The following is a 14,144-nucleotide window of genomic DNA, read 5'->3' on the forward strand; positions in this document are numbered from 1 at the left end:
CCCCCAGCCCGGCACCCCTCTGGCCGCGCTCACTTCTCCGTCGGCTCGTTGCCCTCCCGCAGCCGTACCGCCAGCGCCAGCTCGTCCAGCGACCCCTGACCAGGCACGAACCACCGGATCGTGCCCTGCGCCGAGCTGTCCACCCCGGATGCCTCAAAGCGCATCTTCCGCGCGAGGCCACTGGGCGAGTACCACGCGTCGTCACCGTGCCACTGCAACGGGTTACGCCCCGCCTCGTTGCTCCACGTCGCCTGGGCCCGCCGCGGATCCGCCGCCAGCCACTCAGTCATCTCGCGACGCTCCGGCTTGCTATACGGCCGGAACTCCAGAACCGCGCCCTCCTCGATCTCGCCGACGGCAACAAGGGTCGTCACTGCATTCACCTTCCGCCCCCGAGCCTCGCCCGTAGCTACCTGATAGTCCTCGTTCAGCGTCGGCGCCTTCTCCTCGGAGTCGAGCTTGCGCAGGGCCGCACGTACCACTCGCTCGATCCGTTCCGTGTTCCGGACGGCGGCGATGATGTGGCTGGACGTGCCGTACTCGTTGTCGATCGCGTCGAGCACCCAGGACAGGGAGTCACGGACCAGGCCGGGCACCTTTGTGAGCTCCGTCGCCCAGTCGCACTCCGGATCCTCGATGGCCCGGGTGTCCAGGCGGCGGTAAACGATATGGGTGACCAGGAGGTCGCCGTAGAAGGCTGCCGCGTCGGCGCGCCAGACCAGCCCCTCACGCAGGAGCTGCAGCTGCGCCCGGACCTCACGGAGAAGCTCGACACTGCGCCAAACCTTGAAGGCGTTCGGCTCGGGGCCGAAGGTGTCCTGGTAGTTGCGGTCCTCCCACAGCCCGGCGAGATTGTCGTCACGCTTGGCCACGGCTGCGAGCCGGGCGTTCGGGCTGACGGCTGCGAGTGCCTCGGCGGCCTCGATGATGGAGCAGCCGTGCGCCGAGTCGGGCAGCGTCTCACCGCGCTTGATCACATAGCTGCGTTTGAGGAGCATGGCGAAGTCGTCGCGGAGCCTGACCTGGCCGGGGTCGAGGGACTTGAAATCGCGCTCCTCGATCGGGTTCTGCGTGTTCGTAGTGGTGGTCACCTGGTCGCCGAAGCCGGGCGGGCAGTCCTCCAGGGAGATCAGGCGTACCAGGACCCGGCCGTCCTGCGCCGCGCCCGTGTCCTCGGTGAAGGCCCGGTAGATGGCACTCACCGTCTGCGCGCCGTTGACCACACTGACACCGGACAGCTGGAAGTTGCCCACCTTGCCGGGCAACGCCCGGCCGATCGGCTGGATCGACTCGCACAGCATGGTGATGCCGTTGCTGAAGTACCAGAAGTGCTCGGGCTCCTCCCGCAGGGTCTCCCTGATCTTGGAGTTGACGTCGCTCTCGTCAAGAGAGTCACGGATATTCCGGGCGAAAAGGCCGCGCCGGTGCTCCTCATAGAGATCGGCGAGGTCAGGGACAGTCATGGTGCCGTACATTGCCTTGTACGGCGTCGACTCCTGGCCGAAGCACTCCAACTGCACCTTCGTGTCGATCTTCGGTGCGGCGGCATCGCCGAGAATCGCTCGGTGGAAGTCCCGCAGGTCGAGAACCTTCACTTCGACCATGTCGCGGACGACCTGGTTCTGCTCTTCCTGCTTCATCCTGATCAGTTCGCGCACGCCGTCGCTGAGCGGCGCCTCGCGCATAAGGGCGAGCACGAGGGTGATCTTCGGGGTGCCGGAATCGTAGGCCCGCTCGATGTCGGGGACGAACGGCTGGAAGCGGCGGTTAAACCGGCCGAAGTTCCGGTCGAGCATCAGCTCCAGACCGTGGAACATCTTGTGCACCTCGGCCTCGCCGAAGCCTCCTTTGTTCTGGTCGCTCCACTTCGCCTGCACCAGACAGATGCGGGAGCGCTTGGTTCCGAAGTCCACGGCAATCGAGTCGAGGCCCTGATCGTCTTGCCCGTCGAAGACTCGTGTGGCGGCGACCCGGTCACTGCACGGGTGCTCGATCTGCGCGGCGAGCGCGGCCAGACCACGGCTCAGGAACGCCTGATGGCGGCTGGCTTCCGACAGGCGCGCCTGGTCTGACATGTCGATGAGGCCGGTGAAACGGCCCTCGATCGCCTTGCGGACGTACCCCACGTGCAGTTTGCTCACGATCCACCCCTGTCAATGCCCCAGATCGTCAACACCCTATCGGTGTCCTGCCCTTGAGAAGACGCCTCTCAACTGCCATCGGGTCCGATGACCAGGCTCTTCGCCCTCTGTGCCGGCGGAGGTACGGAGGCACCGGCGGTCTGCCCCGGCCGCAGCCAGGCGGGGTGGACAGCAGCGCGGTGGTCGTGGTCGAGATACCCATCACATAGCAAAGACCACGTTCTTCCAGGCTGAGCCGGAAGGCGGCGGTGTCCCCGTCGTCGCCGTCAGCGATGACCCCAGGCTTGATGCCCCAGGACCGACCGCGTCTCGTCGATCATGTCGAGGGCCAGCTGCCACTTCTCGACATGGCTCACCTGGGCGGGGATAGCGCGCTTGTCACAATGGGCCACCTTGGCCGGATGGGTCTTCGGTGAGGCAGGATCCCAACTCCCGGTCAGCAACAGGCGCCAGTCAGCGCCGCCGAGGCGCCGTTCGTCGACAACACGACGTTCGTCGAGCTCGCAATGGCGTACAGAGCCTGAAAGGGCACCCGTCAGCGGTGGGAGCCCTCTGGGACTTTTCTGGGACTTCCAGCGCCATCAGCCGGCACGAACGTGAAACAGCTGAAAGACCATTTGCGCAGGTCAGCAGTTTGAAGTCAGCAATCGCAGCGGGTCACAGACCTGGCTGGTCTCTCCCGCGACATCTGATCGGGACGATCCGGCTGGGTGCATCTCTTTTGCCGTTGACAGCCGCACCGGCATCGGAGGAAGGTCGCTATCGCCCACGGCGCTGCGGGGACGACGACAGCGTGTATCTTCACGCGCAGTGAACGCCCCAGCTTGACCGACGACCAACACCGAACCCCGGCGCTCGCCTGAGCCCTCTTGCGCTTGACGCTCATATGACGCTCGCGACCCAGAATTCGCCGCGATCACACACCCCAAACATCCTCTGACCTGCGCTTATCTTCAATCGTACTCAGACCGACCTCTTCCGGATGACGCACCACGTGGAGTGCGTGTCCATCCTGGAGCCGGTGAAGAAGGACGCCACGCACGACACGACCGAAGCGGGAGCAACCGCAACGACCCGGTCAAGCGGCAGACAGGTGCAGCTTGAACGGCGAACCGTTGGCGTTGGGTGTCCAGCCTTTCGACCGCGCGGCCCGAATGCCCGCGGCGACTTCCCGCGGCAGGACGACCTCATCCGGCACTCTTTCCGGGTAGAGGACGGCCGGCCGGCCGGTTTCCACGACGAGCGTCGTTCCGGGGCGGGTCGCGTCCTCCGCCACGTAGCCCAAGGTGCTGCCCTCGAAGTCGCAGCACAAGTGTTTCCTGCTCACATGCCAGCGGTACTCGACGCCGTCGACCACGATGCGGCGGGAACCCTTCTTGGCCAATGCCACTGTGTTGCCTTTCGGTCTTCGACTGTCCGTATGTCTGTGGGCATTCTCCTTGCGCGGCGTACGCGCGTCACTATGGTTTTCGCGGTGCTGCGGCCGAGAGAGCGTTCGCCGGTCGTACACCGTACTGCCGTCAGCCCTCGTGGCCCCACCGCGGCCCGCGCCGCCTCGACGACCTCTGGAAGCCACCGCGCCGAGCGGAGTGATCCCCATACCGACTGGCCTCCACACACTCGGGAACCGGTCGGTCCCGGCCGCTGCCTTCCCACGGAGCCGAGGAGGTGGCCAGTAAATCGGTTGCCACCGCTCCGGGGGCTGTTGTTAACCTGGCGGAGCTCCGTTGATCTGTTCTGGGCTGTGCCCTGGAAGAGGGATTTTTATGTTTCGGCCCGCGCCGAGCGCGCCTCGCTGCACCGCCTAGCCGTCCGTTTCCCTGACGCCGTCCTTGCCGGACGGCGGACCGGACGTGAGTCTCCGGTGCGCTGAACCAGCCCACGCCTCCAAGTCCGCACGTATCGCGGCGAGCGGGTGGGCCTCTTCGCCGAGCCGCTCGGCCTGCTCTTGCTGTCATGACGGACTTCTCAGCAAGGAGCACCCCGAGTGTCCAGTACCCCAAGGACTCTCCCACCCCTTCCGCGCACCTTCCCGGCCAGCGCGTTCATCCGCGTACGGGCAACCCGCCGGGAGCTGCCATGCGTCCGATGACCAGGGAAGAAATACGCGGCGCGATCGTGAACCTGGACGCAACCGACAACAGAGTTCGGCTGCCCACCTGGTTCGACGACGTCCGGTGGGACCGAATCGATTACCTCGGGTGGCGGGACCTGCGCTCCCCGCAACGGGCCTACCTCGTCACCGAGGCCGACGACCAGGCGTTGGGAGTGCTGCTGCGGCAGGCGCCGAACGACGCGGCACACGGCTCGCGCGCGATGATGTGCGACCTGTGCCGGTTCGCCCGCCGGTTCAACGAGGTGTCACTCTTCACCGCCCGACTCCCATCCCGGGACAAGCGCAAGCGTCTCAATACGGTGGGCCTCCTCCTCTGCACCGACCTCGACTGCGCGGTGAAGCTGCACAGCAATCCGATCCGCGGGCCTTTCGATCCCCCGGTCGAGGAAATCGTCGAGCAACGCCGTGTGGGCATGCGTTCCCGCACAATCACCTTCATCCATTCGGTGTCCGAAAGGGAACGGACCACTCGGCGGAAAAGGTGACGGGGTCGCCCATGCATCGTGGCCGAGCACACTCGGAGCTCGGCTACGTGGCACGGGCCGCCCCGCGCGGACCGGACCGCGACACTCCCCACCGCGTGAAGGTTCGAGCACGGTCCGGGGCGAACCCGACGAGTGCCAGGGCGAGTTGTTCGGACGGTCGCTGGGGGTACGGATGCCCGGCGGGCGGCTCCGGAATCCGCTCGGGAAAGTCGTGAAGCGCCTCGATCACGGAGCCGGGGAATCAGTGGCTCTGCTGTACCTCCGGATCAACGGGCGCCGCCGCCGGGGCGATCCCGGCTACTGGGCCGACGGCGACCGGACGCAGCCGGGTTAGGGCGTACGGGCTGCACCGCCCGCGACCAGCGTGCCGAGGGCCGTGCGCAGGTGTGTGACCGAGCGGCCGGTGCGGGTCGTCGTCGCCAGGCCAGCCGATCTGAGCGCCGCCGCATGGGACGAAGCCGTCGCATTGCTGACGCGCAGGGCGCGCACCAGCGATGTCGTGGTGTGCGGCTCGGCGAGGAGGCGCAGGGCGTCGAGCCGGGTGCGGCCCAGGACGGCGGCCATGGCCTCGGCGGCAACGACCGGGCGCCCCGCGGTGGGCGGGGACCCGGGACCGGCCGGGTAGGTCAGGATGGGGCCTTGCCCAAGACCCCTCGGATGACTGCCCCCATAGATGGGCCGTCACCAATGATGGATCCACCCGATCAAGCCCGAGATGCGGACCATTCACCGGCCAACACCCGGTCGAAAGAGGCAGGAACAGACGCTGGGGTCTTGGCCATCCATGATGAGCTGTCCAGCGTCCGTTGGATATTGGCCTTCCTGACGCCCGCGGGTGGCCTTATAGCAGGTGATCACCGGTTTCCCTAACCGGGGATCTTGCGGAGATTCGAAGGGTGAACTACCCGCACACGCAACCTTCGTCCCCCCGCTCACTGCCGCCCGTCCAGCCCTCTTCTCAGGACTTCACGACCTCTCGTTCGACTTCATCCGGCGTATCCCCCACACCGAGACAGACGGACAACTCTCCGGTGCCTGGTACTCGACCGGAGAGCTCGGCCAACTTCTCCGGGTTGATCCCTCGACTCTCCGGCGCGGGCGGACCGCTCATCCCCGGCAAGGCCCCCCGTACGTTCCCATCAGCGGGCGGGTCGTCCTCTACAGCGCCCGCGATGTGGAGACCTGGCTCGCCGAACGCCGCGTCACGCCCGGTGCGGTGGCCTGATGCCCCACACCGAGGCAGTCCCGCTCGGGGTGCGGGTGGCCGGCGACATCGAGCACCGGCCCAACCGGGCCTCGCCCTACCGTGCCCGCGTCCGCTGGTTCGACCCCGCCTCCAAACGCCGCAGGTCCCTCTCCGAGGGCAAAGACACTCTGGACGAGGCCGAGGACTGGATGTCCGGGATCCTGAAGGCCGCGGATGCGGGGATCGCGCCGAATGTGGCCACCATGTCCCTGGCCGAATACGGCACCACGAACATGGACTTGGCCCTGCGCGGTCTGGAACTGAAGACCCTCGATCCGTATCTCACGGGCTGGCGCCGCCGGGTGGTCCCCGCGCTCGGGCACTTCCCCGTCCGCATGATCACCAACGGGGCCACGACCGCCGCCCGCATCGGCGAGGTCTCCGGCGACCGCGTCGCCGACATCGACATCGACATCGACACGGTGAACTGGATCTGGACCGTCCGCCGACAGACCACCCCCGCACCCGGCGGACTCGTCGACAAGCGCACCAAGGGCAAACGCGCCCGCCACGTCCCCATCGTGGAAGAGATCCGGCCCCTCGTCGCCGAACGCATCCTCGCCGCAGGCCCCAACCCCGACGCCCGCCTCTTCACCAGGCCACGCGGCGGACGCACATCCACCGCCGTCCAGCGCGATGCCACCCACTGGGACGAAGTCGTCACCTCACTCGGTCTCGAACATCTGCGACGCCACGATCTGCGCCACACCGGACTCACCTGGTTCGCCGACGCCGGCGTCCCCGCCCACGTGCTGCGCAAGATCGCCGGACACGGATCCCTCCTCACAACCCAGCGTTACCTCCACCCCGACATGTCCCAGATCACCGGCGCCGGCGCTGCCCTCACCGCCCACCTCAACCCCGTCCGCGCACCCCTCAGCCTGGCCGCCCAGCCCGTCCCCGGAAGGCGCCGCTAGACCGCGTGGTCCCCAACTGGTCCCCAACTGGTCCCCAGGGACAACGAAAAGGCGGTACCGGATTCCTCCGATACCGCCTACGACCTGCACGGATGCAAGTCGGGACGACAGGATTTGAACCTGCGACCCCTTGACCCCCAGTCAAGTGCGCTACCAAGCTGCGCCACGTCCCGTTGCCCGCTGTGACCTGGGGTTTACCCTGGCTGAACGCGCACCGAAACAATACCGCACCGGAAGCCGTGGTCGCGCACCCTTTGCGGGTTGACCTCAAGGGCGCTTGAGGTTGCACCGTTGATCCATGACCAAGGTGACCGGCGCCGCACGGCGCGAGAGGCCCGGGAAGCAGGCCGGGCGGGTCCCCCGGAACGGGGACGAGTACGGGTACGGCGACCTGGAGCGGCTGATGGGCCTGCTCACCGGGGACGAGAAACACGGGCCGGCGGCGACGTCGACCCTCGACGCGCTGTGGGTGCTCTACGACCGGGTGCTCCGGGTCTCCCCGGCCACCGCCGAAGCTCCCGACCGGGACCGGTTCCTGCTCTCCAAGGGTCACGGGCCGATGGCCTACTACGCGGTGCTCGCGGCCAAGGGCTTCGTACCGGTGGAGTGGCTGACCCGCTTCGGGGCCTACGACTCGCCGCTCGGGCACCATCCGGACCGACTGCTCGTGCCGGGAGTGGAGATCGGCAGCGGTTCGCTGGGGCACGGTCTGCCGCTCGCCGTGGGGACGGCGCTCGGACTGCGGGCCCAGGGACTGACCGGACCGGCCGTGTGGGTACTGATCGGCGACGGGGAACTGGACGAGGGCAGCAACCACGAGGCGATCGCCTTCGCCGGCCCGGCCGGGCTGGACCGGCTGCACACCGTGGTGATCGACAACGCCTCCGCGAGCCAGTCGCTGCCCGGCGGGATCGCCGCCCGCTTCGCAGCGGGCGGCTGGTCCACGGTGACCGTCGACGGACGTGACCACGCGGCCCTGCACGAGGCCTTCACCGCCCCGCATCCTGGGCGCCCGCACGCCGTCGTCGCCCGGGTCGACGCCCGGAACCCCACCGTCTGAGACCGGAGAGATGACCGATGGAAACGATGCGTGACCGTTTCGCCCCCGTCCTGTCCGAGCTGCTGGACGAGGACCCCCGGGTCGCCGTGGTGCTCGCCGTGATCGGCTCCGACGGCTTCTCGGAGGCCGCCCGTCGGCACCCGGACCGGGTGATCGACGTGGGCATCCGCGAGCAACTGCTCGTGGGGACGGGCGCCGGGCTGGCGCTGACCGGCCTCAGGCCGGTGGTGCACACCTTCGCGAGCTTCCTGGTGGAGCGCCCGTTCGAACAGATCAAGTTGGACTTCGGCCACCAGGGGGTGGGCGGGGTGCTGGTGAGCGCGGCGGCGTCGTTCGACTGGCCGTCCGGCGGGTTCACCCACATGTCACCGGGCGACGTGGCCCTGCTCGACACCCTGGACGGCTGGACCGTGCACGTACCGGGGCACCCCGACGAGGCCGAGACGCTCCTGCGGCGCGCCGTCGCCGCGGGGGACGACAAGGTGTACGTGCGTCTGTCGGCGCAGTCCAACCCGGTGGCGTTCCCCGTCGACGGGGAGGGGTTCCGTACCGTGCGGGAGGGTGGTCGGGGCGTGGTGGTGGCCGTGGGCACGACGCTCGGCAACGTGCTGGCCGCCACCGAGGGCCTGGACGTCTCGGTCCTCTACGCGACGACGGTGCGCCCCTTCGACGCGGACGGGCTGCGCCGGGCGGCAGGGGCCGTCGCCGGTCCGGGCGGGGCACCGGACGTCGTGCTGGTCGAGCCCTATCTCGCCGGGACGTCGACCGCCGTGGCGAACGACGCGCTGGTCGACGTCCCGCACCGGGTGCTCGGACTGGGCGTCGGCCGCCGCGAGTTGCGCCGGTACGGGACGGTGGAGGAGCACGTGGCCGCGCACGGGTTGGACCCGCGCTCGCTGCGGGAGCGCATCTCCGGCTTCCTCGGTGGCGGTCCGGTGGCCACTGCCTGAGGTCCGCGCCGGCGACCGCGGCAGGCCCGCCCTGCGGGGTGGGCTCGGCTCCCCTCCGTAAAAAAACGGTTCCGGGAAACACGGATTAAACCCCACCCAAGAAATCGGACACCACACATTAATCGGGCTACGAAAGGTCACTCGGGGGACGCCAGTGCGAGCACGGCGAAGGTAGTGGATCTCGCCAAACATTGAGTGAAAGGAAGGCATTCGGAACCGTCGACAGCCCGCTGACGTCGCTAACAGCGCTTCCGCACCTCCTTTCGGGCGCTTCGCCTAAACCAGAGGATTCACAGCTCGCTAATCGGCCATGAAAAAGAGGTTTCACCATGCATGGTTGACGAGATCTCGGAGCGTCACATAACTTCTCGGCGCAGGATTCATCCATGAACTAGCCCGGGGCTCCGTGCATGCGGGAATCCCGGGAAGGAGTTGGCCATGAGGCTTGCCCGACCCTTGATGACCGCGTCCGCAGCGATCTGCGGGCTGGTGCTGTTGGCACCGCCCGCCGCCGCCGAGGTCGAGCCGGGGGGCTGGAACCCGATCGTCCCCGTGCCCACTCCGAGCCTCCAGGAACGCGGCTGTGGCGTGATCACCGGCAATGTGTTCGAGCTGACCTGTTCCACGGCCAGCGGCGATCAGCGCGCCGAGTACCGGTACCCGACCTATACCGATGTGACGCGCCAGTTCGAGGGGCGCTTCCGCGTGGAGTCCATGGGGGGCACCCGGATCAGCCTCAAGCAGACGTTCCGGGACGGCACGGGTGCCGGCGCGTATTACATGCTCGCCGTCGAGAACGGCGGCCGTCTCTACTCGGTGCACGGAGGGACCACCCTCGGCTACGAAGGCACCGTGGGCGCGACGGTCCGGGTCAACACCGTGCACGAAGTGGGTGTCTCGCACCGGACGTACATCAACGGCTCAAGGGTGCTGGCCGCCGACGTCCCCAGCACTTCCGGAAGCTACTACGACAAGCTCGGGGCCTATCGCACGAGCAGCGGGAACGGCCCGGTGAAGGTCACCTGGGGCGGCGTCAAGATGTGGCAGAAGTAGGGACGCGCAGGAAGGAATGACGACTGTGCCTCCCCTGCGCCGACCGGGCCGGGCCCTCCTGGGAACAGCCCTGGCCACCGCCCTGCTCTCCGGCTGCTCCGACGGGGCGTCGCCATCGGACGGAAGGTCCGCCGCGCCGCGGGGCGCGGGGGTGACGCTGTCGGCGAAGCTCGACACGCCGACCGACGTCACCCTGCGGTGGAGCGGCGACGCCCGTGACGCCGCGGGACAGGTCGTCGAGTTCGCCACCGAACCCGAGGGGGCGTACACGACCTTGCGGTTCGCCCCCGAGGGCCAGCGTCTCCACGAGCATCCCGATCTGATGCCCGAGACCCCGTTCTACTACCGGCTGCGCGCCTACGGCGGGCCGGTGTCGGCGGCGGTGGAACTGGACCTGCCGAAGGGGGCGTTCAGCAAGGAGGACCAGCGCAGTGGGCATGAGTGGGCCGCGCCCCGGAAGCTGTCGAAGCCGGGGTCGGCGGCGGAACGTCACCCCGTCCGGGGCGAGGAAGCCGTGCGGGCGACAGCGGACGACTTCAAGGCGACCGTCAAGCACGCCAACGGGGTCCTGCTCACCTGGCGCGATCGGGCCCGCGACGAAGCCGGATATCTGGTCGAGATCCGACCGGCGGGCGCCCCGGACTTCCATGTCGCCGCGGTGCTCGACCCGGACATCGAGTCCACGGGGCTGATCACCCTGCCCCGGGAGAAGCGGGCGACCGTCCGGGTCCGGGCGTTCTTCTACGGCGAGCGGTCGAACGTGGTCCTCCGCACCACGGGGAAGTCCGCCACCGGCTGAGCGTTCCGCCGGGTGTTCCTTCCTCGCACGCGCATCAGTCCGTCGGCCGGGTCCCCTCGTACGGGGTCCCGGTCGACGGTCCGCGTAGGTACGCTCCCGCGCGCGCCGCTGTCGCGGTGGCCTCCGCGGCCTGGTCCGCGGCGGCCTCGTCGAGGCTCCGGTCGCTGGTCAGCAGGCGGTAGTAGAGCGGGGCGGAGACGGCTCGGATCACCTCGTGAACGTCGGTGCCCGCCGGCACCTCGCCCCGGTCGACGGCCTGCTGCACGCAGGGCGCCCACTCGTCGACCCGGACGTCGTAGAAACGGTGCAGGGCCTCGGCCGTTCTGGCCTCGCAGACGGCGGCTGCTATCACCGCCTTGAAGAGGGCCCCCTGCCGCGGGTCGGCCAGGGTGCGTTGCACGAGCCGTGCGTTGGCCCGGAGGTCGCCGAGCAGCGAGCCTGTCTCGGTACGCGGCAGGGATTGTTCGGCCATGTCCGTCAGCAGGTCGGCCACCAGGGCGGTGGCCGTTCCCCAGCGGCGGTAGACGGTCGTCCTGCCCACCTCTGCGCGGCGGGCGACGTCGGCGAGGTCGAGGTGGGCGAAACCCTGCTCCGCCAGGGCGTCTCCGGCCGCCTGCAACACCGCGGCCCGTACCCGTGCGGTGCGTCCGCCGGGGCGGACGGTTCCCGGGTCGGCATCCTCAGAACCCATAACGGGACTCCCGTTCCATTAAACGGCCTCAGCTGTTACGTTGGGTCCCACATTAACGGAACGGCAGTACCGTTAGCCATCTTCGACTCCAGGGAGAGGACTCACCATGGAGCACAGGCAACTGGGCGCATCCGGACTCAAGGTCCCCGTACTGAGCTTCGGCGCGGGCACCTTCGGAGGACGAGGGCCGCTGTTCGGCGCCTGGGGCAGCACCGATGCACAGGAGGCGCGGCGCCTCGTGGACATCTGCCTCGACGCCGGGATCACGATGTTCGACACGGCCGACGTCTACTCGGACGGTGCGTCCGAGGAGATCCTCGGTGCAGCGATCAAGGGCCGCCGGGACCAGGTGATCGTGTCCACCAAGACCGGCCTGCCGACGGGCGACGGTCCCCGCGACTCGGGCGCCTCCCGCTCACGTCTGATCAAGGCGTGCGAGGACGCGCTCCGACGCCTCGGCACCGACTACATCGACCTGTTCCAACTGCACGCCTTCGACGCCGGCACACCGGTCGAGGAGACCCTGTCCACGCTCGACGACCTCGTTCGCGCGGGGAAGGTCCGATACACCGGCGCCTCCAACTTCTCCGGTTGGCAGGCGATGAAGTCCCTAGCGGTCGCCGAGAAGCACGGTCACCAGCGCTACGTCGCCCATCAGGTCTACTACTCCCTCCTCGGCCGGGACTACGAGTGGGAGTTGATGCCCCTCGGGCTCGACCAGGGCCTCGGCGCGCTCGCCTGGAGCCCGCTGGGCTGGGGCCGGCTCACCGGCAAGGTCCGTCGCGGGCAGCCGCTGCCGGCCGGCAGCCGCCTCCACCAGACCGCCGAGTTCGGCCCTCCGGTCGAGGACGAGCACCTCTACCGTGTGGTCGACGCACTGGACGAGATCGCCCGGGAGACCGGTCGGAGCGTTCCGCAGATCGCCATCAACTGGCTCCTCCAGCGCCCGACCGTCTCCTCCGTCATCATCGGCGCCCGCAACGAGGAGCAGCTGCGCCAGAACCTCGGCGCCGTCGGCTGGACCCTGACGTCCGAGCAGATCGGGAAGCTCGATGCGGCGAGCAGCACGACGCCGCCCTACCCCTACTTCCCGTACCACCGTCAGGAGGGCTTCGCCCGTCTGAACCCGCCGGTGGGTGGTGCCGTGCCCCTCGGGGCGCACGGCACCGGGACCCCGCCCGCGGACCGGCCCGACCCCCGCGCGGGAGCCTAGGGGGCTCCCCCACCCCGTGGCCCGGGTCCGCCCGACGGTCTTCCGCTCCCGCCGCGGCACGCCGCGTGCGGGGCGGGCCGTTCCTCCTTCACCAGGTTCACCGGACCGCCCGAGGTCACGGGGGCGTTGCGCGAGAGGTCGGCGCGGACCAACCCGCGGATCGCCGGGACGAGCAGCAGGGTGACCGGGACGACCAGCGCCATGACTCCCCCGAACAGCAGGACGGAGTCACCGGTCGTGGCGGTCGAGGCGGGACCGGCGAGGGCCTGGCCGACCGGCACCATGGCCAGGGACCCGGCCACGTCGTAGGCGTGGATGCGGTTGAGCACATCGGGCTGTACCTGGGTCTGCACGCTGGTCGCCCACATGACGCCCCAGAACGACAGCCCGGCTCCGGCCACCACTGCGCCCAGGGTCATGGCCCAGAGGGGGAGGTTGGCCCCGACGGTCGCGGGGTGCGCGGCGAACGCGAACAGGGCGATCGACCCGGCGCGGAGCATGTACCGCGGACGCAGCCGCAGTGCGACGAGTCCGCCGATGACGGTGCCCGCGCCGAGTCCCGAATTGACCAGACCGTACGCGCGGGGGCCGTGGTCCTGGATGACCTCCGTGGCGACCAGCGGAATGGCCGGACCGGCAACGGTGATCATGTAGACACACCAGACGGCGATGACGCCCCACAACCAGGTGCGGCCGCGGAACTCCCGCCAGCCCTCGACGAGGTCGGCGCGGAACCCGCTGGTGTGGACGCGTTCCGCCCGGGTGGGTTCCGGCAGTCGCATGAGGAGCAGGCACAGCGCGCTCACCGCGTAGGTGGCGGCGTGGGCCACGAAGACCCCGCCGGCCGACGAGAAGGCGACGAGCACGCCGGCGAGGGCGGGACCCGCGAGGTGCGCGGTGGACTCGGCCACGCGGATCGCGCCGTTGGCCGCCTGGACGTCGGAGGCGAGTCGGGGCACCGTACTCGCCACACCGGGCTGGAAGATCGCGGAGGCGGCGCCGTTGACCGCGCCGATCACACAGATCTGCCACAGGACGACGTGCCCGGCGAAGAACAGTCCGGCGGTGAGGGCCTGGGTGACCAGTCGGACGAGATCGGAGCCGATCATCAGCAGTCTGGTGCTGAAGCGGTCCGCGAAGACCCCGCCGAAGATGACGAGGCCCGCGAAACAGGCGACCGACGCGGCCATCGCGAGGCCGACCGCGCCGGCCCCGTAGCCGTGTTGGATGAGCCCCGCCGCGAGCGCGACGGGCAGCATGGTGTCGCCGAGCTTCGCCACGGCCCTGGCGGTGAAGAAGAGGTTGAAGTCCCGGGACCACATACGGGTGCCCGAACCAGCGGCCCCGGGTGACCGTCGACGACCCCGACCCGGCCCGCCGGTCGCTGCGCCGATGGAGTCCCCGTCGGCGGCCGGCACCGCAACGGCGCCCGCCCCGGGCACCCCGCTCGGTTCGCGGAGCGGACCGTCGTTC

Annotated in this window: 14 protein-coding genes and 1 tRNA gene; 7 read left to right on the plus strand and 8 right to left on the minus strand. The window is 69.1% G+C overall.

Annotated elements, in window-relative coordinates:
• Nucleotides 1–29: 29 nt before the first annotated feature.
• The 4 genes from ACFV88_RS26215 to ACFV88_RS26230 all read right to left on the minus strand — a co-directional run bounded on the left by ACFV88_RS26215 (nucleotide 30) and on the right by ACFV88_RS26230 (nucleotide 3,531).
• Nucleotides 30–2,141: an AIPR family protein gene (locus ACFV88_RS26215; protein WP_385494343.1), complete on the minus strand. Its 2,112-nt coding sequence runs from the start codon at nucleotides 2,139–2,141 to the stop codon at nucleotides 30–32.
• 28 nt (nucleotides 2,142–2,169) lie between these two features.
• A complete protein-coding gene (locus tag ACFV88_RS26220; RefSeq protein ID WP_385494404.1) occupies nucleotides 2,170–2,430 on the minus strand; it encodes a hypothetical protein in 261 nt (86 codons plus the stop codon).
• Complete coding sequence (locus ACFV88_RS26225) at nucleotides 2,408–2,584, minus strand: hypothetical protein (RefSeq protein ID WP_385494344.1); 177 nt, start codon at nucleotides 2,582–2,584, stop codon at nucleotides 2,408–2,410. Before ACFV88_RS26225 ends, ACFV88_RS26220 begins: the two co-directional genes overlap by 23 nt.
• Before the next feature lie 635 nt (nucleotides 2,585–3,219).
• Nucleotides 3,220–3,531 (minus strand): hypothetical protein, encoded by a 312-nt coding sequence (locus ACFV88_RS26230; RefSeq protein ID WP_385494345.1) that lies wholly within the window; start codon nucleotides 3,529–3,531, stop codon nucleotides 3,220–3,222.
• Nucleotides 3,532–4,229: 698 nt separating this feature from the next.
• Here ACFV88_RS26230 and ACFV88_RS26235 point away from each other — a divergent pair.
• On the plus strand, nucleotides 4,230–4,742 hold the full coding sequence (locus tag ACFV88_RS26235) for an FBP domain-containing protein (protein WP_385494346.1): 513 nt from the start codon (nucleotides 4,230–4,232) through the stop codon (nucleotides 4,740–4,742).
• Between the two features lie 330 nt (nucleotides 4,743–5,072).
• On the opposite strand, the gene ACFV88_RS26240 is transcribed toward ACFV88_RS26235, so the two are convergent.
• Nucleotides 5,073–5,306 (minus strand): ArsR/SmtB family transcription factor, encoded by a 234-nt coding sequence (locus ACFV88_RS26240; protein WP_385494347.1) that lies wholly within the window; start codon nucleotides 5,304–5,306, stop codon nucleotides 5,073–5,075.
• Nucleotides 5,307–5,966: 660 nt separating this feature from the next.
• Here ACFV88_RS26240 and ACFV88_RS26245 point away from each other — a divergent pair.
• Nucleotides 5,967–6,905 (plus strand): tyrosine-type recombinase/integrase, encoded by a 939-nt coding sequence (locus ACFV88_RS26245; protein WP_385494348.1) that lies wholly within the window; start codon nucleotides 5,967–5,969, stop codon nucleotides 6,903–6,905.
• Nucleotides 6,906–7,004: 99 nt separating this feature from the next.
• On the opposite strand, the gene ACFV88_RS26250 is transcribed toward ACFV88_RS26245, so the two are convergent.
• Nucleotides 7,005–7,078: transfer RNA gene (locus ACFV88_RS26250), tRNA-Pro, on the minus strand.
• A gap of 230 nt (nucleotides 7,079–7,308) precedes the next feature.
• Between ACFV88_RS26250 and ACFV88_RS26255 the strand changes: the two genes are divergently transcribed.
• From ACFV88_RS26255 to ACFV88_RS26270, 4 genes are all read left to right on the plus strand, one after another.
• The gene (locus tag ACFV88_RS26255; protein ID WP_385494405.1) at nucleotides 7,309–7,965 is read left to right on the plus strand and encodes a transketolase; all 657 of its coding nucleotides are present in this window, start codon (nucleotides 7,309–7,311) and stop codon (nucleotides 7,963–7,965) included.
• A gap of 17 nt (nucleotides 7,966–7,982) precedes the next feature.
• Nucleotides 7,983–8,915, plus strand: a complete 933-nt coding sequence (locus ACFV88_RS26260; RefSeq protein WP_385494349.1) for a transketolase family protein — start codon at nucleotides 7,983–7,985, stop codon at nucleotides 8,913–8,915.
• A 438-nt stretch (nucleotides 8,916–9,353) separates the two neighbouring features.
• Nucleotides 9,354–9,968: a hypothetical protein gene (locus ACFV88_RS26265; protein ID WP_385494350.1), complete on the plus strand. Its 615-nt coding sequence runs from the start codon at nucleotides 9,354–9,356 to the stop codon at nucleotides 9,966–9,968.
• A gap of 16 nt (nucleotides 9,969–9,984) precedes the next feature.
• Complete coding sequence (locus tag ACFV88_RS26270; protein WP_385494351.1) at nucleotides 9,985–10,767, plus strand: fibronectin type III domain-containing protein; 783 nt, start codon at nucleotides 9,985–9,987, stop codon at nucleotides 10,765–10,767.
• A 34-nt stretch (nucleotides 10,768–10,801) separates the two neighbouring features.
• Here ACFV88_RS26270 and ACFV88_RS26275 read toward each other — a convergent pair whose 3' ends face one another.
• Nucleotides 10,802–11,458 (minus strand): TetR/AcrR family transcriptional regulator C-terminal ligand-binding domain-containing protein, encoded by a 657-nt coding sequence (locus ACFV88_RS26275; RefSeq protein ID WP_385494352.1) that lies wholly within the window; start codon nucleotides 11,456–11,458, stop codon nucleotides 10,802–10,804.
• Nucleotides 11,459–11,564: 106 nt separating this feature from the next.
• Between ACFV88_RS26275 and ACFV88_RS26280 the strand changes: the two genes are divergently transcribed.
• Nucleotides 11,565–12,671: an aldo/keto reductase gene (locus tag ACFV88_RS26280; protein WP_385494353.1), complete on the plus strand. Its 1,107-nt coding sequence runs from the start codon at nucleotides 11,565–11,567 to the stop codon at nucleotides 12,669–12,671.
• Here the strand turns inward: ACFV88_RS26280 and ACFV88_RS26285 are convergent.
• Nucleotides 12,668–13,993, minus strand: coding sequence for an MFS transporter (locus tag ACFV88_RS26285; protein WP_385494354.1), 1,326 nt, complete (start codon nucleotides 13,991–13,993; stop codon nucleotides 12,668–12,670). The genes ACFV88_RS26280 and ACFV88_RS26285 overlap by 4 nt on opposite strands.
• Nucleotides 13,994–14,144: the final 151 nt, after the last annotated feature.

It is taken from the genome of Streptomyces sp. NPDC059816 (genome assembly GCF_042732055.1).
Taxonomy (GTDB): domain Bacteria; phylum Actinomycetota; class Actinomycetes; order Streptomycetales; family Streptomycetaceae; genus Streptomyces.